Source organism: Pseudomonas sp. LBUM1664 (genome assembly GCF_059695895.1).
Genome location: NZ_CP166791.1, coordinates 1,871,019 through 1,891,111 on the forward strand (window position 1 = coordinate 1,871,019; position 20,093 = coordinate 1,891,111).

23 protein-coding genes are annotated in these 20,093 nt (G+C 61.5%); 21 read left to right on the forward strand and 2 right to left on the reverse strand.

The genetic code is table 11. The features are described from left to right. Positions 1-82: 82 nt before the first annotated feature. The 12 genes from fleN to ACA047_RS08965 all read left to right on the forward strand — a co-directional run bounded on the left by fleN (position 83) and on the right by ACA047_RS08965 (position 10,854). Positions 83-913 (forward strand): flagellar synthesis regulator FleN, encoded by an 831-nt coding sequence (gene fleN / locus ACA047_RS08910; RefSeq protein ID WP_003184001.1) that lies wholly within the window; start codon positions 83-85, stop codon positions 911-913. Beyond that, entirely contained in the window at positions 910-1,653 is a 744-nt protein-coding gene (fliA, locus tag ACA047_RS08915; protein ID WP_497358517.1) for an RNA polymerase sigma factor FliA, read from the forward strand. Before fleN ends, fliA begins: the two co-directional genes overlap by 4 nt. Before the next feature lie 166 nt (positions 1,654-1,819). After that, positions 1,820-2,191 carry a chemotaxis response regulator CheY gene (locus ACA047_RS08920; RefSeq protein WP_003183998.1) on the forward strand — a complete coding sequence of 124 codons (372 nt, stop codon included), beginning with the start codon at positions 1,820-1,822 and terminating at the stop codon, positions 2,189-2,191. An 18-nt stretch (positions 2,192-2,209) separates the two neighbouring features. Further along, on the forward strand, positions 2,210-2,995 hold the full coding sequence (locus ACA047_RS08925; protein WP_497358519.1) for a protein phosphatase CheZ: 786 nt from the start codon (positions 2,210-2,212) through the stop codon (positions 2,993-2,995). 30 nt (positions 2,996-3,025) lie between these two features. Then, positions 3,026-5,290, forward strand: coding sequence for a chemotaxis protein CheA (locus ACA047_RS08930; protein ID WP_497358521.1), 2,265 nt, complete (start codon positions 3,026-3,028; stop codon positions 5,288-5,290). A gap of 48 nt (positions 5,291-5,338) precedes the next feature. Beyond that, positions 5,339-6,457 carry a protein-glutamate methylesterase/protein-glutamine glutaminase gene (locus ACA047_RS08935; RefSeq protein WP_497358523.1) on the forward strand — a complete coding sequence of 373 codons (1,119 nt, stop codon included), beginning with the start codon at positions 5,339-5,341 and terminating at the stop codon, positions 6,455-6,457. Further along, entirely contained in the window at positions 6,457-7,197 is a 741-nt protein-coding gene (locus ACA047_RS08940; RefSeq protein WP_497358525.1) for a flagellar motor protein, read from the forward strand. The genes ACA047_RS08935 and ACA047_RS08940 overlap by 1 nt, the downstream gene beginning before the upstream one ends. 12 nt (positions 7,198-7,209) lie before the next feature. Continuing rightward, on the forward strand, positions 7,210-8,094 hold the full coding sequence (gene motD / locus ACA047_RS08945) for a flagellar motor protein MotD (RefSeq protein ID WP_497358527.1): 885 nt from the start codon (positions 7,210-7,212) through the stop codon (positions 8,092-8,094). 48 nt (positions 8,095-8,142) lie between these two features. Next, positions 8,143-8,934 carry a ParA family protein gene (locus ACA047_RS08950; protein ID WP_497358529.1) on the forward strand — a complete coding sequence of 264 codons (792 nt, stop codon included), beginning with the start codon at positions 8,143-8,145 and terminating at the stop codon, positions 8,932-8,934. A gap of 96 nt (positions 8,935-9,030) precedes the next feature. Next, positions 9,031-9,900: a CheW domain-containing protein gene (locus tag ACA047_RS08955; RefSeq protein WP_497358531.1), complete on the forward strand. Its 870-nt coding sequence runs from the start codon at positions 9,031-9,033 to the stop codon at positions 9,898-9,900. A gap of 72 nt (positions 9,901-9,972) precedes the next feature. After that, a complete protein-coding gene (locus ACA047_RS08960; protein ID WP_497358533.1) occupies positions 9,973-10,458 on the forward strand; it encodes a chemotaxis protein CheW in 486 nt (161 codons plus the stop codon). Then, complete coding sequence (locus ACA047_RS08965) at positions 10,459-10,854, forward strand: DUF2802 domain-containing protein (protein ID WP_497358535.1); 396 nt, start codon at positions 10,459-10,461, stop codon at positions 10,852-10,854. 163 nt (positions 10,855-11,017) lie between these two features. On the opposite strand, the gene ACA047_RS08970 is transcribed toward ACA047_RS08965, so the two are convergent. Together ACA047_RS08970 and fliK are read right to left on the reverse strand one after the other, a co-directional pair. Next, positions 11,018-11,347 (reverse strand): EscU/YscU/HrcU family type III secretion system export apparatus switch protein, encoded by a 330-nt coding sequence (locus ACA047_RS08970; protein WP_497358537.1) that lies wholly within the window; start codon positions 11,345-11,347, stop codon positions 11,018-11,020. After that, a complete protein-coding gene (gene fliK / locus ACA047_RS08975; RefSeq protein WP_497358539.1) occupies positions 11,344-12,918 on the reverse strand; it encodes a flagellar hook-length control protein FliK in 1,575 nt (524 codons plus the stop codon). The genes ACA047_RS08970 and fliK overlap by 4 nt, the downstream gene beginning before the upstream one ends. Positions 12,919-13,115: 197 nt before the next feature. Between fliK and ccmA the strand changes: the two genes are divergently transcribed. From ccmA to ccmI, 9 genes are all read left to right on the forward strand, one after another. After that, positions 13,116-13,751, forward strand: coding sequence for a cytochrome c biogenesis heme-transporting ATPase CcmA (ccmA, locus tag ACA047_RS08980; protein ID WP_497358541.1), 636 nt, complete (start codon positions 13,116-13,118; stop codon positions 13,749-13,751). Next, positions 13,748-14,416 carry a heme exporter protein CcmB gene (ccmB, locus tag ACA047_RS08985; protein WP_497358543.1) on the forward strand — a complete coding sequence of 223 codons (669 nt, stop codon included), beginning with the start codon at positions 13,748-13,750 and terminating at the stop codon, positions 14,414-14,416. Before ccmA ends, ccmB begins: the two co-directional genes overlap by 4 nt. A 94-nt stretch (positions 14,417-14,510) precedes the next feature. Continuing rightward, positions 14,511-15,266 carry a heme ABC transporter permease gene (locus ACA047_RS08990; RefSeq protein ID WP_497358545.1) on the forward strand — a complete coding sequence of 252 codons (756 nt, stop codon included), beginning with the start codon at positions 14,511-14,513 and terminating at the stop codon, positions 15,264-15,266. Continuing rightward, on the forward strand, positions 15,263-15,439 hold the full coding sequence (ccmD, locus tag ACA047_RS08995; RefSeq protein ID WP_024778688.1) for a heme exporter protein CcmD: 177 nt from the start codon (positions 15,263-15,265) through the stop codon (positions 15,437-15,439). Before ACA047_RS08990 ends, ccmD begins: the two co-directional genes overlap by 4 nt. Beyond that, complete coding sequence (ccmE, locus tag ACA047_RS09000) at positions 15,436-15,891, forward strand: cytochrome c maturation protein CcmE (protein WP_497358547.1); 456 nt, start codon at positions 15,436-15,438, stop codon at positions 15,889-15,891. Before ccmD ends, ccmE begins: the two co-directional genes overlap by 4 nt. Before the next feature lie 6 nt (positions 15,892-15,897). Continuing rightward, entirely contained in the window at positions 15,898-17,880 is a 1,983-nt protein-coding gene (locus ACA047_RS09005; protein ID WP_497360273.1) for a heme lyase CcmF/NrfE family subunit, read from the forward strand. Then, the gene (locus tag ACA047_RS09010) at positions 17,877-18,413 is read left to right on the forward strand and encodes a DsbE family thiol:disulfide interchange protein (RefSeq protein WP_497358549.1); all 537 of its coding nucleotides are present in this window, start codon (positions 17,877-17,879) and stop codon (positions 18,411-18,413) included. The genes ACA047_RS09005 and ACA047_RS09010 overlap by 4 nt, the downstream gene beginning before the upstream one ends. Beyond that, entirely contained in the window at positions 18,410-18,883 is a 474-nt protein-coding gene (locus ACA047_RS09015) for a cytochrome c-type biogenesis protein (protein WP_497358551.1), read from the forward strand. The genes ACA047_RS09010 and ACA047_RS09015 overlap by 4 nt, the downstream gene beginning before the upstream one ends. After that, a complete protein-coding gene (ccmI, locus tag ACA047_RS09020) occupies positions 18,876-20,084 on the forward strand; it encodes a c-type cytochrome biogenesis protein CcmI (protein WP_497358553.1) in 1,209 nt (402 codons plus the stop codon). The genes ACA047_RS09015 and ccmI overlap by 8 nt, the downstream gene beginning before the upstream one ends. Positions 20,085-20,093: the final 9 nt, after the last annotated feature.

Genomic DNA, 20,093 nt, shown 5'->3' on the forward strand with positions numbered 1-20,093 from the left:
GGTCTGCCATGCATTGTTCCGTATGTGAACGCGCAGCCAGTAATGTGGCCTCCGTCTAAGTAAGACAAGGTAAAAAACGAACATGGGCAGCATGCATCCCGTACAGGTGATCGCGGTGACCGGCGGCAAAGGTGGCGTCGGGAAGACTAACGTGTCAGTGAACTTGTCCCTGGCTCTGGCAGAGCTTGGCCGACGGGTCATGCTTCTGGACGCCGACCTGGGCCTGGCGAACGTCGACGTGTTACTGGGGCTCACACCCAAACGCACGCTGGCGGACGTGATCGAAGGCCGCTGCGAACTACGCGACGTGCTGCTGCAGGGGCCCGGCGGGATTCGCATCGTGCCGGCTGCCTCCGGCACCCAGAGCATGGTTCATCTGACCCCGGCCCAGCACGCGGGCCTGATTCAGGCATTCAGCGACATCGGTGACAACCTCGATGTGCTGGTGATCGATACCGCTGCCGGTATCGGCGACTCGGTGGTCAGTTTCGTCCGCGCAGCCCAGGAAGTGCTGCTGGTGGTCTGCGACGAACCGACGTCCATCACCGACGCCTATGCCCTGATAAAATTACTGAACCGCGACTACGGCATGAACCGCTTCCGCGTCCTGGCCAACATGGCCCAGAGCCCGCAGGAAGGACGCAACCTGTTCGCCAAGTTGACGAAGGTCACGGATCGCTTCCTGGACGTCGCCCTACAATACGTCGGCGCAGTGCCCTACGACGAAAGCGTACGCAAGGCAGTCCAGAAGCAACGTGCCGTTTATGAAGCCTTTCCTCGTTCCAAATGCGCGCTGGCGTTCAAGGCAATCGCCCAGAAGGTCGATACCTGGCCACTGCCGGCCAACCCGCGCGGGCATCTGGAGTTTTTCGTCGAGCGTCTTGTGCAACAAACAGCAGGGCCCGTGCTATGACAGCCAGCGGTTACAACCATCTCTATAAAAAATCAGCACGGGACGCTCAATACGAACTGATCGAGCGTTACGCACCGCTGGTCAAGCGTATTGCCTATCACTTGCTGGCGCGGTTGCCGGCCAGTGTCCAGGTCGAGGACTTGATCCAGGCGGGCATGATCGGTTTGCTCGAAGTGTCGAACAAATACGACGCGAGCAAGGGTGCCAGTTTCGAAACGTATGCCGGTATTCGCATTCGCGGGGCGATGCTCGATGAGGTCCGCAAGGGCGATTGGGCGCCGCGTTCGGTGCACCGCAATACCCGGATGGTCAGTGATGCAATCCGCTCTATTGAAGCTAAAACCGGGCGTGACGCTAAAGATCACGAGGTTGCGGCCGAACTCCAATTGAGTCTCGATGATTATTACGGGATTTTGAACGATACCTTGGGCAGTCGCCTGTTCAGTTTCGACGACCTGCTGCAGGACGGCGAACACGAAGGGCTGCATGAGGACGGCGCGAGTGCTTACATGGAGCCGTCGCGCGACTTGGAAGATGAACGTTTCCAAAGCGCGCTGGCGGAGGCGATTGCCAATTTGCCGGAGCGTGAGCGACTGGTCTTGGCGCTGTACTACGACGAAGAGCTGAACCTCAAGGAAATCGGTGAGGTCCTGGGGGTCAGCGAATCGCGGGTCAGTCAGTTACACAGCCAGTGCGCGGCCCGTTTGCGGGGGCGTTTGGGGGAGTGGCGAGCGCGCTGACAGGCAGTGTGGGGACACTGCGAACGAGATTGGCCTGGCATGCACTGCGCCAGTCTCCATCCGGGTGCTCCAGGCCGTTGTCGAGTGTTGTGCCGGATTGATTGAAATGGCGTGTTCAGGTGCTGGGCGCGTTTAAGACTGTTTGGAGGTCGAATTGGACAAGAACATGAAAATCCTCATCGTTGATGACTTCTCAACGATGAGGCGGATCATAAAAAACCTGTTGCGTGACCTTGGGTTCACCAACACGGTTGAGGCCGACGATGGCACCACTGCCATTCCGGTTCTCAACAGCGGGAGCATCGACTTTCTGGTGACAGACTGGAACATGCCTGGCATGACCGGTATCGACTTGCTGCGCCATGTGCGCGCCGACGAAAAACTCAAGCACCTTCCGGTGCTGATGGTGACTGCTGAAGCCAAGCGCGAGCAGATCATCGAAGCGGCTCAAGCCGGTGTGAACGGCTATGTGGTCAAACCCTTCACGGCCCAGGCGTTGAAAGAGAAGATCGAAAAAATCTTCGAACGCATCGGTTAACGGCGCCACGGGGGAGCTATGGATAACGAATCTTCAATGGGTGATTTTGAATCGACCCTGAAAAAACATGCCCGCGAACTGGTCGACAGCCTTGAAAAAGGCCGCTTTGGCGATGCGGTTCAAATGATCCATGAGCTCAACCAGACCCGTGACCGCGGTCTGTATCAGGAAGTGGGCAAGCTCACGCGTGAATTGCACAGCGCGATTGTCAATTTCCAGATCGACCCGCATATGCCGCAGGCTGAGGAAGTCTCACAGATCACCGACGCCACTGAGCGTCTGGGCTATGTGGTCAAGCTGACCGAGGCTGCGGCCAACCGCACCATGGACCTGGTGGAAAGCGCCACGCCTCTGGTCAATGGCCTGAGTGACGAAGCCCAGGCCTTGAGCACCGACTGGGGCCGGTTCATGCGGCGCGAAGTCGGCGCTGAAGAGTTTCGGGAGCTGGCCCGTCGGGTCGACGGTTTCCTGACGCGCAGCAGCACTGAAAACCGCGCGGTGGCAAGCAACCTCAACGACATTCTGCTGGCTCAGGACTATCAAGACCTGACCGGCCAGGTGATCAAGCGCGTGACCCAATTGGTCACCGAAGTAGAAAGCAATCTGCTCAAACTGGTGTTGATGGCCAGCCAGGTTGACCGCTTTGCAGGCATCGAACACGACCGTGAAGCGATGCTTGCTGAAAAAGATCCACAAAAACATCTCTCTCAGGGTGAAGGTCCGCAAATTCATGCCGATAAAAGAGAAGACGTTATGTCCGGTCAGGACGATGTGGACGATTTGCTGTCCAGCCTTGGATTCTGAGTTTTAGCCCTGTTTTAGGAGCAGCCATTAATGAGCTTCGGCGCCGATGAAGAGATCCTTCAGGATTTCCTGGTTGAGGCCGGCGAGATTCTAGAGCAACTGTCCGAGCAACTGGTCGAGCTGGAAAGCCGACCTGATGATGCGGATCTGCTCAATGCAATTTTTCGCGGTTTCCACACTGTAAAAGGAGGCGCCGGCTTCCTCCAGCTCAACGAGCTGGTGGAGTGCTGCCACATTGCCGAAAACGTGTTCGACATCCTGCGCAAGGGTGAGCGTCGCGTTGACTCGGAATTGATGGACGTAGTGCTCGAAGCGCTCGATGCGGTCAACAGCATGTTCAGCGAAGTGCGCGAGCGCTCGCCGGTCACGGCGGCTACGCCTGAGCTGCTCGCCGCACTGGCGCGCCTGGCCGAGCCGCAATCGGCCGACGAGGTTGCGCCCGTTGCCGAACATGTAGTCGAGGAGCCGGTCGCCGAGGAAGCGGGCGACATTACCGATAACGAATTTGAACAATTGCTGGACTCGCTGAACGCCGTCAAGGCCCAAGCCCAGGCTCCGGCGGCGACCGCTGCACCGGCCGCACCGGCGGGCAATGCCGCTGCCAGCGATGAAATCACCGACGACGAGTTTGAGTCGCTGCTTGATCAACTCCACGGCAAGGGCCAGTTCGCTCCTGATGCCGTCGTCCCTGAGGCGACCCCGGTTGCCGCGAAAGCGGCGGGCGACAGCTCTGACATCACCGACGATGAATTCGAAGCCTTGCTCGATCAGTTGCACGGCAAGGGCACCTTTGCCGTTGACGCGCTGGAACCGGCCACGGTTTCCGCAGCGGCTCCGGCCAAGCCTGCAGCAGCAGCTGCTGCGGCTGGCGGCGACCTGATCAGCGACCACGAATTCGAATCGCTGCTCGACGAACTGCACGGCAAGGGCAAGTTCAGCGAAGTCGGTACAGCTTCTGCTGTTCCTGCTGCCGCAACGGCCGCTGCGCCGGCGGCCAAAGCTGCGCCTAAACCCGCTGCCAAGGCACCGGAACCGAAAGCCGAGACACCCAAGCCTGCCGCAGCGGCTGCCCCGGCGCCAGCCCGTGCACCGGCTGCCGCGCCCGCCGAAAAACCGGCCAGCGAAGCCGAGACCACCGTTCGAGTCGACACCGCACGCCTGGACGAGATCATGAACATGGTCGGCGAACTGGTGCTGGTGCGTAACCGTCTGGTGCGCTTGGGCCTCAACAGCCAGGACGAAGCCATGTCCAAGGCCGTGTCGAACCTCGACGTGGTTACGGCCGATCTGCAGACGGCGGTCATGAAGACCCGCATGCAGCCGATCAAGAAAGTCTTCGGGCGCTTCCCGCGTCTGGTTCGTGACCTGGCTCGCCAGCTCAAGAAAGAAATCAACCTGGAACTGATGGGCGAAGAGACCGACCTGGACAAGAACCTTGTCGAGGCTCTGGCCGACCCGCTGGTCCACTTGGTGCGCAACGCGGTCGACCACGGTATCGAGTCGCCGCAAGAACGTGAAGAATCGGGCAAGGTCCGTAGCGGTAAGGTCGTGCTGGCCGCCGAGCAGGAGGGCGACCACATCCTGCTGTCGATCTCCGATGACGGCAAAGGCATGGACCCGAATGTGCTGCGTTCCATCGCGGTGAAACGCGGTGTGATGGACAAGGATGCCGCCGACCGCCTGAGCGACACCGAGTGCTACAACCTGATCTTCGCCCCGGGCTTCTCGACCAAGACCGAGATTTCCGACGTGTCGGGCCGTGGCGTCGGCATGGACGTGGTGAAAACCAAGATTTCCCAGCTCAACGGTTCGATCAACATTTACTCGACCAAGGGCCAGGGCTCGAAGATCGTCATCAAGGTCCCGTTGACCCTGGCGATCATGCCGACCCTGATGGTGATGCTGGGCAACCAGGCGTTCGCCTTCCCGCTGGTCAACGTCAACGAGATCTTCCACCTCGACCTGTCGCGCACCAACGTGGTGGACGGCCAGGAAGTGGTGATCGTACGGGACAAGGCACTGCCGCTGTTCTACCTCAAGCGCTGGCTGGTCAGCTCTGCGGCTCATGTGGAGCAGGGCGAAGGCCATGTGGTGATCCTTTCGGTGGGCACCCAGCGGATCGGCTTCGTCGTCGACCAGCTTGTGGGCCAGGAAGAAGTGGTCATCAAGCCGCTGGGCAAGATGCTCCAGGGCACCCCGGGTATGTCCGGCGCCACCATCACCGGCGACGGCCGCATCGCGCTGATTCTCGATGTGCCAAGCATGCTCAAGCGTTACGCCGCACGGCGTATTTGATTCTGGAGGGGCGTGGCCCGGAGCCGCGCCTCGTCTAACGGAGTGTTTATGGTAGTTAAAGTCCTGGTGGTGGACGATTCGGGGTTTTTCCGCCGCCGCGTCTCGGAAATTCTTTCGGCGGACTCGAGTATTCAAGTCGTCGGTACGGCGACCAACGGCAAAGAGGCAATCGATCAGGCGCTGGCACTCAAGCCAGACGTGATCACCATGGACTATGAGATGCCAATGATGGATGGCATCACGGCCGTGCGGCATATCATGCAGCGCTGCCCGACCCCCGTTTTGATGTTCTCGTCCCTGACCCATGAAGGCGCCCGGGTTACCCTCGATGCGCTGGACGCCGGGGCGGTGGATTTCCTGCCGAAAAACTTCGAAGACATCTCGCGCAACCCCGACAAGGTTCGGCAGTTGCTGTGCGAGAAGGTCCACAGTATTTCCCGCAGCAACCGGCGTGTCGGTGCCTACAGCGCGCCGGCACCTGTTGCCGCGCCAAGCCCCACGCCAGCACCGGCTTCATCGTCGAGCAGCTTCAATCCGGCACCGGTGCGCAGTGCTCCAGCTCGCCCGGCGCCAGTCAGTGCGTCGTCGCCGGCACCCAAGCGCAAAGCCTACAAGCTGGTGGCCATTGGTACGTCCACGGGTGGTCCGGTGGCGCTGCAACGGGTCCTGACCCAGTTGCCGGCCAATTTCCCTGCTCCCATCGTGCTGATCCAGCATATGCCCGCGGCCTTCACCAAGGCCTTCGCCGAGCGCTTGGACAAGCTGTGCAACATCAGCGTCAAGGAAGCCGAGGATGGCGACATCCTGCGTCCGGGCCTTGCGCTGTTGGCGCCGGGTGGCAAGCAAATGATGATCGATGGCCGTGGCGCGGTGAAAATCCTGCCGGGCGATGAGCGTTTGAACTACAAACCTTGCGTGGACATCACGTTCGGTTCTGCGGCCAAGTCCTACGGCGACAAAGTTCTGGCGGTGGTACTCACTGGCATGGGCGCCGACGGTCGCGAAGGCGCACGTCTGCTCAAGCAGGGCGGCAGTGCGATCTGGGCCCAGGACGAAGCCAGTTGCGTGATCTACGGCATGCCGATGGCCATCGTGAAGGCGGACCTCGCCGACGCGGTGTACGGGTTGGACGACATCGGTAGACACCTGGTCGAGGCGTGCCTGTAATGGATGTACTCAGCCTGATCGGCATCGTCATGGCATTTGTCGCCATCATTGGCGGCAATTACCTGGAAGGCGGTCACCTGGGGGCATTGGCCAACGGCCCGGCCGCGTTGATCGTGCTGGGTGGCACCATCGGCGCTGCGCTGTTGCAGTCGCCCATGAGCGCCTTCAAGCGTGCCATGCAGGTGCTGATCTGGATTCTGTTCCCGCCTCGGGTCGACCTGGCCGGCGGTATTGATCGCGTGGTGAGCTGGAGCCTGACCGCTCGCAAGGAAGGTCTGCTGGGGCTGGAAGGGGTGGCCGATGCCGAACCCGACAGCTACTCGCGCAAGGGCCTGCAATTGCTGGTGGACGGCGCTGAGCCGGAAGCCATTCGCAGCATCCTGGAAGTGGATTTCTACACCCAGGAAAGCCGCGACGTTGAAGCAGCCAAGGTTTTCGAAAGCATGGGCGGCTATGCGCCGACCATCGGCATCATCGGTGCGGTGATGGGCCTGATCCATGTCATGGGCAACCTGGCCGATCCGTCGCAACTGGGCAGCGGTATCGCCGTGGCCTTTGTCGCCACTATTTATGGCGTAGCGAGTGCCAACCTGGTGCTTCTGCCGATCTCCGCCAAGCTCAAGTCCATCGCGTTGCGTCAGTCGCGTTATCGCGAAATGTTGCTGGAAGGGATCCTGTCGATCGCCGAAGGTGAAAATCCGCGTTCCATTGAGTTGAAGCTTCAGGGCTTCATGGACTAGGGGGCAGAGATCATGGCACGTCGCAGGCATCGTGAAGAACACGTCAACCACGAACGCTGGCTCGTCTCCTATGCCGACTTCATCACGCTGCTGTTCGCCTTTTTCGTGGTCATGTATTCGATCTCGTCGGTCAACGAGGGCAAGTACAAAGTCATTTCCGAGGCGTTGATCGGGGTCTTTACCGACTCGGATCGCGCCCTCAAGCCCATCCCCATTGGCGATGAACGCCCCCAGACCACGACCCCGGCCAAGCCGTTGGTCAAGGATTCCGAGCAGGTCGATGCCGGTATCGCTGGCGGCAGCGATCCGTTGAAAAGCATTGCCGACGACATCAGCGCGGCGTTCGGCGACCTGATCAGCTCCAACCAGATGACCGTGCGCGGCAATGAGTTGTGGGTCGAGATCGAGCTCAATTCCAGCCTGTTGTTCGGCAGCGGCGACGCAATGCCCAGCGACATGGCGTTCAACATCATCGATAAAGTGGCGGCGGTCCTGAAGCCGTTCGACAACCCGATCCACGTTGAAGGCTTCACGGACGACCAGCCGATCCGTACCGCGCAGTACCCGACCAACTGGGAACTGTCCTCGGCCCGCTCGGCGAGCATCGTGCGCATGCTCGCCATGCAGGGCGTGAACCCCGGTCGCCTGGCGTCGGTGGGCTATGGTGAGTTCCAGCCCGTGGCCAACAATGCCACCGCCGAAGGCCGTGCGCGCAATCGGCGCGTGGTGCTGGTGGTGTCGCGCAACCTCGACGTGCGCCGCAGCCTGACCAGTACCGGCACGGCTAACGCAACGCCGGATGCGGCATTGAAGCGTGCTGGCACACAAACTGCACCGACCCCGGTCAAGTCGCCGGGACGACAGAGCGCCGTCAATTCTCCGTCACCCGCTTTATAACGAGCTATTTCTCGGTCGAGCCTGTTTCGGCCGGGAGGAACGATCCGAATGAGAGTCTGGGCAGTCGCCAATCAAAAAGGTGGTGTGGGTAAAACCACCTCTTCCATCGCTTTAGCCGGATTGCTGGCCGAGGCGGGCAAACGCGTGGTCATTGTCGATCTGGACCCGCACGGCTCGATGACCAGCTACTTTGGCTACGATCCCGATACCCTGGAACACAGTAACTACGACCTGTTCCTGCACAAGGGCGTCGTGCCCGAAGGCTTGCCGGGGCAGTTGCTGTTGTCCACCAGTGACGAGCGGATTTCGCTGTTGCCATCAAGCACCGCCCTGGCAACCCTGGAACGGCAGTCGCCGGGACAGAGCGGCTTGGGCCTGGTGATCGCCAAGAGTCTGGCGCAGCTGTGGCAGGATTTCGATTACGCGATCATCGACAGCCCGCCGCTGCTCGGGTTGCTGATGGTCAACGCCTTGGCGGCCAGCCAGCAGTTGGTGATCCCGGTGCAGACCGAGCACTTGGCGGTCAAGGGCCTGGAACGCATGGTCAATACCCTGGCGATGGTCAACCGCTCACGCAAGCAGTCGCTGGCGTTCAATATTGTGCCGACCCTGTTCGACCGTCGTACCCAGGCGTCCTTGGGCACCCTGCGGGTGTTGAGGGATAAGTACCCGGATGACATCTGGCAAGGTTACATCCCCGTCGATACCCGCTTGCGGGACGCCAGCCGCGCCGGTGTGACCCCTTCGCAATTCGACGGCAAAAGCCGTGGTGTACTGGCTTACCGGGCGCTGCTCAAGCACCTGCTGACCCAACAGCTTGTTTCGCAGCAGGTGGCTTAAGGTGGCAAGGTTTCCTACAGGTACTGCGTTCGCTCGCGAGCGCTCAAGTCCTAGCGCATTCATGCCGATAACCTCTTTAAGTGGCGCACTTTTCCTATGAGCCGCCCAATAAAGACAATCTCGCGTCCGCAAATGGCCTTGCAGTCTTACCTGGACGGGCTGTTGCAGGAAGCGACCGAAGAACTGCCACCGGTAACGAGCGCGATCGAGGCGTTGCCCGAGATCGTCGCAGCCGAAGGTGTGCTGGATGAGTTTCAGGCGGCCGTGCTCGAAGAGCAGGCCCGTGACGCGCAGACGTCAGTGAAGGCGGCGGTGGTCGAGGCGACGTTGATCAAGCCACAGGTGGCGGTGATTGATGCGCCTGCACCGATCCTGGCACCGGTCTCGACGGTTGCACCGTTGCTGCAGAATTTGGTAACGCCGGTGGTAGAAGTTCACCTGCCGCCGAGCAACACGCCGCCGGCGCGGCCCGATGACCGTCCAGCCTGGGCTGCCGAGCCGTTCGAGTGTTTGTTGTTTGATGTGGCCGGGTTGACCCTGGCGGTGCCGCTGGTATGCCTGGGATCGATTTATTCCCTGGCCGGGCAGGAATTGACGCCGTTGTTCGGCCAGCCGGAATGGTTCCTCGGGATCCTGCCGAGCCAGGCCGGCAACCTGAAGGTGCTGGACACCGCGCGCTGGGTGATGCCGGACCGTTATCGCGATGACTTTCGCCAGGGCCTGCAGTACGTGATTTCGGTGCAAGGTTACGAGTGGGGGTTGGCGGTGCATCAGGTCAGTCGCTCACTGCGCCTGGACCCGAACGAGATCAAGTGGCGCAGCCATAGAGGACAACGGCCATGGCTGGCCGGTACGGTGATCGAGCACATGTGCGCCTTGCTGGACGTTTCCGAGCTGGCCGAGCTGATCGCCAGCGGTGGGGCAAAACACCTGGGCGGCACCAAGCCGGTCCAGAAACCGAAATAAGACAACCGGTGGCGCACAGCGTCGCCGGACAGAACACACGCCGCCACAGGCGGTTTTTCGAGGGGTCAGGGTATGAATGATAAGGCGTCGTCTCAAAAGGGTTCCGAAGATCCGATTTTGCAATGGGTGACCTTCAAACTCGATAACGAAACCTATGGCATCAACGTGATGCGCGTTCAGGAAGTGCTTCGCTATACCGAGATCGCTCCGGTACCGGGTGCACCAAGCTACGTGCTGGGCATCATCAACCTGCGTGGCAACGTGGTCACGGTGATCGACACCCGCCAGCGTTTCGGCCTGGAGAACGCCGAGATCAGCGACAACACCCGGATCGTCATTATCGAAGCCGACAAGCAAGTGGTTGGCATCATGGTCGACAGCGTCGCCGAAGTGGTTTACCTGCGTCAGTCGGAAATCGAGACCGCGCCGAACGTGGGTAACGAAGAATCCGCCAAGTTCATTCAAGGCGTGTGCAACAAGAACAACGAGTTGCTGATCCTGGTTGAGCTGGACAAGATGATGAGCGAAGAAGAGTGGTCGGAACTGGAGAGTATCTGATTGATTCTTGAGGTAGCAGTCATTGTCCTGTTCCTTTTTTGGGCAGGCACGCTGGCGATGTTTTTGGCGTATATACGCGGTCAGCGGCAGATCGCCGCTCAGCAGGCCCAAGGCGATGCGCTGCGTGATCAGCGCATCAAGGCCCTGGTCAAGCGCATCGACGATTATCAGAACGGCACCGTGCGCATGGGCGAAGCCATCCATGAGCTGCGTGCCGTGGTCGCGCCGTTGCCGGAGAAACTGGCCCAGTTGGAACAGCGCGACCCCTCCAGCCTGTCCTTCGCCCAGGCCGCCCGCCTGGTGGGCATGGGCGCCAGCATCGACGAACTGACCCAGGCCTGCGGCTTGACCCAGGCCGAGGCCGAGTTGATGAGCAAGCTGCATAAGGGCGGCTGATAGTTTTAAGCGGCAAGCTACTAGCGAGATCAAGAGATCGCAGCCTTCGGCAACTCCTACAGAGGTTCACATTCCCGTGTAGGAGCTGCCGAAGGCTGCGATTTTTTTTTGACGAGCGCCCACCAATCTTCAGCACAAGAGCGGCCTTTGCTGGATTTTGAGCTCAGTAATCCTCCCCACGCTCCGTCACATCCTTCTCGACACCCTGTGCGTTCGGGTCGTAGCCCTGGGGGAATTTGCCCTTGAGGTTCCAGGCGAAGGCGATGATCTCGGCAATCGTGCGGTATAGCTCTTCCGGGATGCTGTCCCCCAACTCCATCCGTGCCAGCAGTTTCACCAACTCGGCATTTTCATAGATCGGCACCTCGCTTTCGCGGGCGATCCGCAGGATTTCCTCGGCCAGGGCTTCGTCGCCCTTGGCGGTGAGGGTCGGGGCATGCTGGCCATCGTACTTGAGGGCAATGGCCTGGCGGGGTTCGGTGTGGGTTGTCATGCGGTTTCGTCCACCCAACGTTGTTCGAGTCGGGTCTTGGGACCCTGGGGCGGGGTGCCGAGGTGGCAGTCCAGGTCGCCGACGTTCAGGCCGCAGGTCACCAGGCGCTCACGCAGCGCTGTCAGGTTATTCTCGATCAGGCTCGCGGTGTACGGTCGTTCTGCCCACAACTGGCTCGACAGGCTGCCGCTGAGCAACTGCGCCTGAATCTGTAGCGGCCCCAACGGTTCCATGTCGAACGCCAGCTCAACCCGCCAGAGTTGCTGTTTCGGTTCGCGTTCTTCCCGGCGCTCCTGCGGCTCCTCCCGGGGTGGGGTTTCCTCACGCTGGAACTTGACCTGCAAGGGCACGATGTCCTGCAGGTTGCGCATCGGGATTTCCAACTGCCAGGTACTCATCAGTCGACCGTCGTCGGTCAGGCCGGTCTGTTCCAGACTGGACAACTGATGGCTTTGCAGGCGCGACACGGCGGCGGCCGCCAGGCGCAGCAGGTGCTCCAGATCGCCTTCTTCGTCCTGGTCTTTCAATAGGCGAGAGGGCAGGGGGAAGCTGGTGGGTAGCGGCTTGGCGCTGACCTGGCCGAGGGTTCCGAGGGCGCTGCGCACAAAGCTGGGCAACACCTGGGCCAACGTGTTGGCGGCGATGATGGCCGTGAGATTGGTAGAGGCGGGCAGGCTCGGGGTCAGCTGGGCGATCAGTTTCAGCAGATCGCCTTTGAGGTCCGGCGCCAGGCTCGGCGGTTGCCCGGTCAGCAATTTGCTTTCCAGGAACACGCCACTGGCGACCATGGCTTGTGCCAGTCCCTTGGGTGTGCTCAGTTGCTGGACATCCGGCAGACCCGCCAACAGGCGTGTTACCGCGGCGCGCAGTTCGGTGCCGGTGTCGTCAGTGGCCGGAGGAAGGTTTTGCAGGACGGTGATCAGGCCGTCCAGCGAGCCTTGACGGCTCACCTGTGTGACCAGTTGCTGGCTTACCGCCAGTTGTTCCTGGCGATTGCTCAGTGGAATGAATTTCAACGTCTGGGCATCTTGCACCTGAGCACTCAACAGCGTGCCGATGCGCAGCGGTCGGGGGCTGTCGATGTCCAGGGTGCTGCCGGCCTGGGCGGTGTTGAGCAGGCCCACCAATGAGCGATACACCGCCGGCTGCCCCGGCAATTGTGGCAATGCCTGGCTGGTAAGCACTTTGCCTTGCAGCAGGGTGCCGACCGGCAACTGCGCGGTGTCGATACGGGTCAGGGTGGCAACGCTGGAGGCGAGGGCCTGTTGCACGGTAATGGCCAGGTTGCTGGCGGACGGCTGGGTCACGGCCAGGCTGGTGCCCTGTGGCAACGGCTGGGTACTGGTGGCCTGCACCGTGGTCTGGCGGCCGCTCTCCAGGGTGACCTTGAGCAACAGCTGAAAAGTCTGATCCGCCTGCTTGAGCGACAGCACTTCGGCCTGGGCGGTCTGGCCGGTGCCGATCAGTCCTTCGACCGGCGTCAGCAGTTTGAGCAGCTCGCCACTGACCACCGGCATACGCGTTGTTGCCGTGGCCTGAGGCAGCGGCAGGATGTTCATGTCGCCTGTCATCTGCGGTCTTACCTTGGGTAAATAAGCCCTCTTTAGAGTAGGGCATGGCATGTATAATGCCGCCCGTCTTACAGGGAGTGGCGAAAACCTTGCAATTGTTTGACGCAGCGCTGTGGAACAGGCCATCAATGCATCTATGCTGCTCTCTTTAACGGCCGCTGCTCTGCCGACTTGAACCGTATAAGGCCCGCGATCCCTTGACCAGTCCTCTCTTGCAAACCGTTGGCCTCGCCTGTGAGCGAGATTTGCGGCTGCTTTTCGAAAATCTCGAATTGAGACTCTCGCCTGGCGACATGGTGCAAATCAGCGGCCCCAATGGCAGCGGCAAGACCAGCCTGTTGCGCCTGGTGGCCGGGCTGATGCAGCCGACCGCAGGCCAGGTGCTGCTCAATGGCCAGCCCCTGCAGAGCCAGCGCAGCGAACTGGCCCGCAACCTGCTCTGGATCGGCCATGCCGCCGGCATCAAGGATTTGCTGACCCCCGAAGAAAACCTCAGTTGGCTCTGCGCGCTGCATCGACCGGCCGGGCGCGAGGCGATCTGGCAGGCGTTGGCGACAGTGGGGTTGCGCGGCTTCGAAGACGTGCCGTGCCACACACTGTCCGCTGGCCAGCAGCGCCGCGTGGCCCTGGCCCGGCTGTACCTGGACAGCCCGCCGCTGTGGATTCTCGACGAACCGTTCACCGCCCTGGATAAGCAAGGTGTGGCGCAGCTTGAGGAGCACCTGGCCCGGCACTGTGAAAACGGCGGCATGGTGCTATTGACCACCCACCACACATTGGTCCGGATGCCGTCCGGTTATCGCAGCATTGATCTGGGGAACTGGGCCGTATGAGTGTGTTTGGCCTGTTGCTGGCCCGCGAGGCGCGCCTGCTGTTCCGTCGCCCGGCCGAATTGGCCAACCCGCTGGTGTTCTTCGCGATCGTCATTGCGTTGTTCCCGTTGGCGGTCGGCCCGGAGACTCAATTGTTGCAAACCTTGTCGCCGGGGCTGGTCTGGGTAGCGGCACTTTTATCGGTCCTGCTCTCGCTGGACGGGCTTTTCCGCAGTGATTTCGAAGACGGTTCCCTGGAACAGTGGGTCCTTTCGCCGCACCCTCTGGCCCTTCTGGTTTTGGCCAAGGTACTGGCACACTGGGTGTTTTCCGGCCTGGCGCTGGTGCTGCTCTCGCCGCTGCTGGCGATGATGCTGGGATTGCCCGCCTCATGCATGTCGGTGCTGCTAGTGTCACTGCTGCTGGGCACACCGGTGCTGAGCCTGCTCGGTGCGGTGGGCGCGGCGTTGACGGTGGGGTTGAAGCGCGGCGGCCTGTTGCTGGCCCTGCTGATCCTGCCGCTGTATATCCCGGTGTTGATCCTGGGCAGTGGCGCCTTGCAAGCCGCGCTGCAAGGCATGCCGGCAACCGGTTATCTGCTGTGGCTTGGTAGCCTGACCGCCCTGGCGATAACCCTGACACCCTTTGCAATAGCCGCTGGCCTGAAAATCAGCGTCGGCGAATAATAATGACGCCTGGTCAAAAACTGACCACTTCTTTTGAAGTAAAGGCAGACCTGGCGGTTCGTGATGGCGAGCCGCAACCGTGATGGAAACAGCAATGAACTGGACCTGGTTTCATAAGCTCGGCTCACCTAAGTGGTTCTACGGCATCAGCGGCAAATTGCTGCCCTGGTTGAGCATCGCAGCACTGCTGCTGATCGGCATCGGCGTGATTTGGGGCCTGGCTTTCGCGCCGCCGGACTACCAGCAAGGCAACAGCTTTCGCATCATTTATATCCATGTGCCGACGGCGATGCTGGCCCAGTCCGTCTACGTGATGCTGGCGGTGTGCGGTGTGGTCGGGCTGGTGTGGAAGATGAAGCTGGCCGACGTGGCCCTGCAATGCGCCGCGCCCATCGGCGCCTGGATGACCGCCGTAGCGCTGGTCACCGGAGCGATCTGGGGCAAGCCGACCTGGGGTTCTTGGTGGGTCTGGGATGCCCGACTGACGTCGATGCTGATCCTGCTGTTTCTGTACTTCGGTCTTATTGCGCTGGGCAACGCCATCAGCAATCGTGACAGTGCCGCCAAGGCCTGCGCAGTGCTGGCGATTGTCGGTGTGATCAACATCCCGATCATCAAGTACTCGGTGGAGTGGTGGAACACCCTGCACCAGGGCGCGACCTTCACCCTCACCGAAAAACCGGCGATGCCCGTCGAAATGTGGCTGCCGCTGTTGCTCACCGTGCTGGGTTTCTACTGTTTCTTCGGCGCGGTGCTGTTGCTGCGCATGCGCCTGGAAGTGCTCAAGCGCGAATCCCGGGCCAGTTGGGTGAAGGCCGAAGTACAGAACAGCCTGGAGGCCGCTCGATGAGTTTCGCTTCATTCGGCGATTTCCTCGCCATGGGTCATCATGGCCTGTATGTCTGGTCAGCCTATGGCATCTGCCTGGCGGTGCTGGTCCTCAACGTGGCGGTGCCGATCCTGGCCCGCAAGCGGTATCTGCAACAAGAGGCGCGTCGTCTGCGCCGGGAGAACGGTCAGTGAATCCGCTGCGCAAAAAACGTCTTGTCATCATTCTTGCGATCCTGGTGGGGGTCGGCGCCGCAGTCGGCCTGGCCCTGAGCGCCCTGCAGCAGAACATCAACCTGTTTTACACCCCGACCCAGATCGCCAATGGCGAAGCGCCCAAGGACACGCGCATCCGTGCCGGTGGCATGGTGGAGAAGGGCTCGCTGGTGCGTTCCGGGGATTCGCTGGACGTGAAATTCAACGTCACCGATTTCAACAAGACCGTGACCATTACCTATCGCGGCATCCTGCCGGACCTGTTCCGCGAAGGGCAGGGCATCGTCGCCCTGGGCAAGCTCAACGCCGACGGCGTGGTGGTGGCCGATGAAGTGCTGGCCAAGCACGACGAAAAATACATGCCGCCGGAAGTGACCAAGGCCCTGAAAGACAGCGGCCAGACGGCGCCCGCTCCCGTGAAGGAGGGTTGATCGATGATGGGTCTCTTTATTCCCGAGTTGGGCCACCTGGCAATGATCCTGGCCCTGTGTTTTGCTCTGGTGCAGGCCGTGGTGCCGTTGCTCGGTGCCTGGCGTGGCGACCGCCTGTGGATGAGCCTGGCCCAGCCGGCGGCGTGGGGGCAGTTCACTTTTATGGTGTTTGCCTTCGGTTGCCTGACCTACGCCTTCATGGCCGACGATTTTTCCGTGGCCTACGTCGCCAGCAACTCCAACAGTGCCTTGCCCTGGTACTACAAGTTCAGTGCGGTGTGGGGCGCCCATGAAGGCTCGTTGTTGCTCTGGGCGTTGATTCTCAGCGGCTGGACCTTCGCGGTCTCGGTGTTCTCCCGGCAGTTGCCACAGGTGATGCTGGCCCGGGTGCTGGCGGTAATGGGCATGATCAGCACCGGTTTCCTGCTGTTCCTGATCGTCACTTCCAACCCGTTCGAGCGCATTTTGCCTCAGGTGCCGATGGACGGCCGTGACCTTAATCCGTTGTTGCAGGATATCGGCCTGATCGTTCACCCACCGATGCTCTACATGGGCTATGTCGGTTTCTCCGTGGCCTTCGCGTTCGCCATTGCCGCGTTGCTGGGTGGCCGCCTCGATGCCGCGTGGGCACGTTGGTCGCGCCCGTGGACTATCGTCGCCTGGGCGTTCCTCGGCATCGGCATTACCCTCGGCTCCTGGTGGGCCTACTACGAACTTGGTTGGGGCGGCTGGTGGTTCTGGGACCCGGTAGAAAACGCCTCTTTCATGCCATGGTTGGTGGGCACTGCGCTGATTCACTCCCTGGCCGTCACGGAAAAACGTGGCGTGTTCAAGAGCTGGACCGTGCTGCTGGCCATCGCCGCGTTCTCGCTGAGCCTGCTGGGGACTTTCCTGGTGCGTTCCGGTGTCCTGACGTCGGTGCATGCCTTTGCCTCGGACCCCGAGCGTGGCGTGTTCATCCTGATGTTCCTGCTGTTCGTGGTCGGCGGCTCGCTGACGTTGTTCGCGTTGCGTGCGCCCGTGGTGAAAAGCCAGGTCGGCTTCAACCTCTGGTCCCGGGAAACCCTGCTGCTGGGCAATAACCTGGTGCTGGTGGTAGCCGCGTCGATGATCCTGCTGGGGACTCTTTACCCGCTGGTGCTCGATGCGCTGTCCGGCGCCAAGCTGTCGGTCGGGCCGCCGTACTTCAACGCGCTGTTCATCCCACTGATGGCGATCCTGATGGTGGTGATGGCCATCGGCATGCTGGTGCGCTGGAAAGACACGCCGGTGAAGTGGCTGCTGGGCATGTTGACGCCGGTGCTGCTGGGCGCTGCTGGCCTGGCTGTGGTGGCGGGCATCGCCTATGGCGACTTCAACTGGGCAGTGCTGGCGACGTTCATGCTGGCGGCCTGGGTGTTGCTGGCGGGCGTGCGGGACATCTTTGATAAAACTCGCCACAAGGGCCTGATCAAGGGGCTGCCAACCCTGACCCGCAGTTATTGGGGCATGCAGATCGCCCACCTGGGGATCGCCGTCTGCGCCCTGGGCGTGGTGCTTTCCAGCCAGAACAGCGCCGAGCGCGATCTGCGTCTGGCGCCCGGGGAGTCCATGGACCTTGCCGGCTATCAGTTTGTTTTCGAGGGCGCCAAACATTACGAAGGCCCGAACTTCACGTCCGACAAAGGCACCGTGCGGGTCATTCGCAACGGTCAGGAAGTGACGGTGCTGCATCCGGAAAAACGCCTCTACACCGTACAGAGCTCGATGATGACCGAAGCCGGGATCGATGCCGGTTTCACCCGCGACCTCTATGTGGCGCTGGGCGAATCCCTGGGCGACGGGGCGTGGGCGGTGCGGGTGCACGTCAAGCCGTTCGTACGCTGGATCTGGTTCGGTGGCCTGCTCACCGGCCTGGGCGGCGTGCTGGCGGCGTTGGATCGTCGTTATCGAGTCAAGGTGAAAACCCGGGTGCGTGAGACCCTGGGCATGACGGGAGCCACTGCATGAAACGTTGGTTGATGCTGTTGCCGCTGGTGCTGTTTCTGGTGGTGGCGGTCTTTCTGTACCGGGGGCTTTTCCTGAACCCGGCCGAGCTGCCGTCGGCAATGATCGGCAAGCCGTTCCCGGAGTTTTCGCTGCCCTCGGTGCAGGGCGACAAGACCCTGACCCGCGCCGATCTGCTGGGCAAGCCGGCGCTGGTCAACGTGTGGGGCACTTGGTGCATTTCCTGCCGGGTCGAGCACCCGGTGCTGAATAAACTGGCCCAGAACGGCGTGGTGATTTACGGCGTCAACTACAAGGACGTCAACGCCGATGCCTTGAAGTGGCTCGCCGAGTTCCACAACCCGTATCAACTGGACATTCGCGACGAAGAAGGCTCCCTGGGCTTGAACCTGGGTGTCTACGGGGCGCCGGAAACGTTCTTCATCGACGCCAAGGGCGTGATCCGCGACAAGTTCGTCGGCGTGATCGATGAACAGGTCTGGCGCGAGAAACTGGCCGCCAAGTATCAGGCACTGGTGGACGAGGCCAAGCCATGAAGCGCTGGTTAGCCGCTGCCATCCTCGGGTTGAGCCTCGCTGGCGTGGCCCACGCCGCCATCGATACCTACGAATTCGCCAACGACGGCGACCGCGAGCGGTTTCGCGAACTGACCAAGGAACTGCGCTGCCCCAAGTGCCAGAACCAGGACATCGCCGACTCCAACGCACCGATTGCCGCCGATCTGCGCAAGGAAATCTTTCGCATGCTCGGTGAGGGCAAGGACAACCAGCAGATCATCGACTTCATGGTGGATCGCTACGGTGAGTTCGTGCGCTACAACCCGGCCCTGTCCTCCAAAACCGCGCTGCTCTGGTTCGGCCCCGCCGGGCTATTGCTCGGTGGCTTCGTGGTCATCGCGGTAATCGTGCGCCGCCGCCGGGTCCAGCGTACCGCCAGCCCGGACACGCTTTCTGTCGAAGAGCGCCAGCGCCTCGACCAACTGTTGGATAAAACCAAGCATGATTGATTTCTGGCTCGCCGCAGGTCTGCTTCTTCTGATTGCCCTGAGTTTTCTGTTGATCCCCGTTCTGCGCGGTCGCCGCGCCCAGTTGGAAGAGGACCGCACCGCGCTCAACGTGGCGCTGTACCAAGAGCGCGTTGCTGAGTTGCAGGCCGAGCAGGAGGAGGGCGTGCTCAACGCCGCGCAACTGGACACCGGGCGCGCCGAAGCCGCCCGTGAACTGCTCGCTGACACCGAGGGCGCCGAGGCGCCACGGGAATCCCGGTTGGGCAAACCGTTGCCGTTGCTCGCCGCTGTACTGGTGCCGTTACTGGGCCTGGGGCTGTATCTGCATTTCGGCGCCAGCGACAAGGTCGAACTGACCCGCGAATTCGCCCAGGCGCCGCAGTCGATGGAAGAAATGACCCAGCGCCTGGAACGTGCCGTGGCCGCACAACCAGACTCCGCCGAGGGTTTGTATTTCCTCGGCCGTACCTACATGGCGCAGGATCGGCCGGCGGATGCGGCGAAGATCTTCGAACGCACCGTGGTGGTGGCCGGCCGGCAACCCGAGTTGTTGGGGCAATGGGCCCAGGCGCAGTATTTCGCCGATGGCAAGAAATGGTCGGACAAGGTCCAGGCCCTGACCGACGAAGCGCTCAAGCTTGATCCGAAAGAAGTCACCAGCCTGGGGCTGCTGGGCATCGCCGCGTTTGAGGGCGAACGCTATCAGGAGGCGATTGATTATTGGGGGCGTCTGCTGGCGCAGTTGCCGGAGGGCGACAAATCCCGTGATGCGCTGCAGGGCGGCATCACCCGCGCCACCGAGAAGCTTCAGGCCAGTGGTGGCAAGGTTGCCCAGGCCCAGGCCCCGGTTGCCAAGGCAGCGGCATTGCTCAAGGTGCGCGTCGACCTGGCGCCGGCACTCAAGGCCAAAGTGCAGCCGGGCGACAGCGTGTTCATCTTCGCTCGTGCCACCTCCGGCCCGCCGGCACCGCTGGCGGTCAAGCGCCTGACTGTCGCCGACCTTCCGGTCAGCGTTGAGCTGGGTGACGCGGACGCGATGATGCCGCAGCTGAAACTGTCGAACTTCCCTGAAGTCCAACTGGTGGCGCGCATCTCGCGGGCCGGTCAACCGACCGCTGGCGAGTGGATCGGCCGCAGCCAACCCCTGGCGAGCAGCACCACGGCGCCGCAACAACTGACCATCGACAGTCCGGACCAATAACAGGAATTC

Coding starts and splice junctions, on each gene's coding strand:
- fleN (WP_003184001.1), top strand. CDS start 83: ATGGGCAGCATGCATCCCGTACAGGTGATCGCGGTGACCGGCGGCAAA.
- fliA (WP_497358517.1), top strand. CDS start 910: ATGACAGCCAGCGGTTACAACCATCTCTATAAAAAATCAGCACGGGAC.
- ACA047_RS08920 (WP_003183998.1), top strand. CDS start 1,820: ATGAAAATCCTCATCGTTGATGACTTCTCAACGATGAGGCGGATCATA.
- ACA047_RS08925 (WP_497358519.1), top strand. CDS start 2,210: ATGGATAACGAATCTTCAATGGGTGATTTTGAATCGACCCTGAAAAAA.
- ACA047_RS08930 (WP_497358521.1), top strand. CDS start 3,026: ATGAGCTTCGGCGCCGATGAAGAGATCCTTCAGGATTTCCTGGTTGAG.
- ACA047_RS08935 (WP_497358523.1), top strand. CDS start 5,339: ATGGTAGTTAAAGTCCTGGTGGTGGACGATTCGGGGTTTTTCCGCCGC.
- ACA047_RS08940 (WP_497358525.1), top strand. CDS start 6,457: ATGGATGTACTCAGCCTGATCGGCATCGTCATGGCATTTGTCGCCATC.
- motD (WP_497358527.1), top strand. CDS start 7,210: ATGGCACGTCGCAGGCATCGTGAAGAACACGTCAACCACGAACGCTGG.
- ACA047_RS08950 (WP_497358529.1), top strand. CDS start 8,143: ATGAGAGTCTGGGCAGTCGCCAATCAAAAAGGTGGTGTGGGTAAAACC.
- ACA047_RS08955 (WP_497358531.1), top strand. CDS start 9,031: ATGAGCCGCCCAATAAAGACAATCTCGCGTCCGCAAATGGCCTTGCAG.
- ACA047_RS08960 (WP_497358533.1), top strand. CDS start 9,973: ATGAATGATAAGGCGTCGTCTCAAAAGGGTTCCGAAGATCCGATTTTG.
- ACA047_RS08970 (WP_497358537.1), bottom strand. CDS start 11,347: ATGACAACCCACACCGAACCCCGCCAGGCCATTGCCCTCAAGTACGAT.
- fliK (WP_497358539.1), bottom strand. CDS start 12,918: ATGACAGGCGACATGAACATCCTGCCGCTGCCTCAGGCCACGGCAACA.
- ccmB (WP_497358543.1), top strand. CDS start 13,748: ATGAGTGTGTTTGGCCTGTTGCTGGCCCGCGAGGCGCGCCTGCTGTTC.
- ACA047_RS08990 (WP_497358545.1), top strand. CDS start 14,511: ATGAACTGGACCTGGTTTCATAAGCTCGGCTCACCTAAGTGGTTCTAC.
- ccmD (WP_024778688.1), top strand. CDS start 15,263: ATGAGTTTCGCTTCATTCGGCGATTTCCTCGCCATGGGTCATCATGGC.
- ACA047_RS09005 (WP_497360273.1), top strand. CDS start 15,898: ATGGGTCTCTTTATTCCCGAGTTGGGCCACCTGGCAATGATCCTGGCC.
- ACA047_RS09010 (WP_497358549.1), top strand. CDS start 17,877: ATGAAACGTTGGTTGATGCTGTTGCCGCTGGTGCTGTTTCTGGTGGTG.
- ACA047_RS09015 (WP_497358551.1), top strand. CDS start 18,410: ATGAAGCGCTGGTTAGCCGCTGCCATCCTCGGGTTGAGCCTCGCTGGC.
- ccmI (WP_497358553.1), top strand. CDS start 18,876: ATGATTGATTTCTGGCTCGCCGCAGGTCTGCTTCTTCTGATTGCCCTG.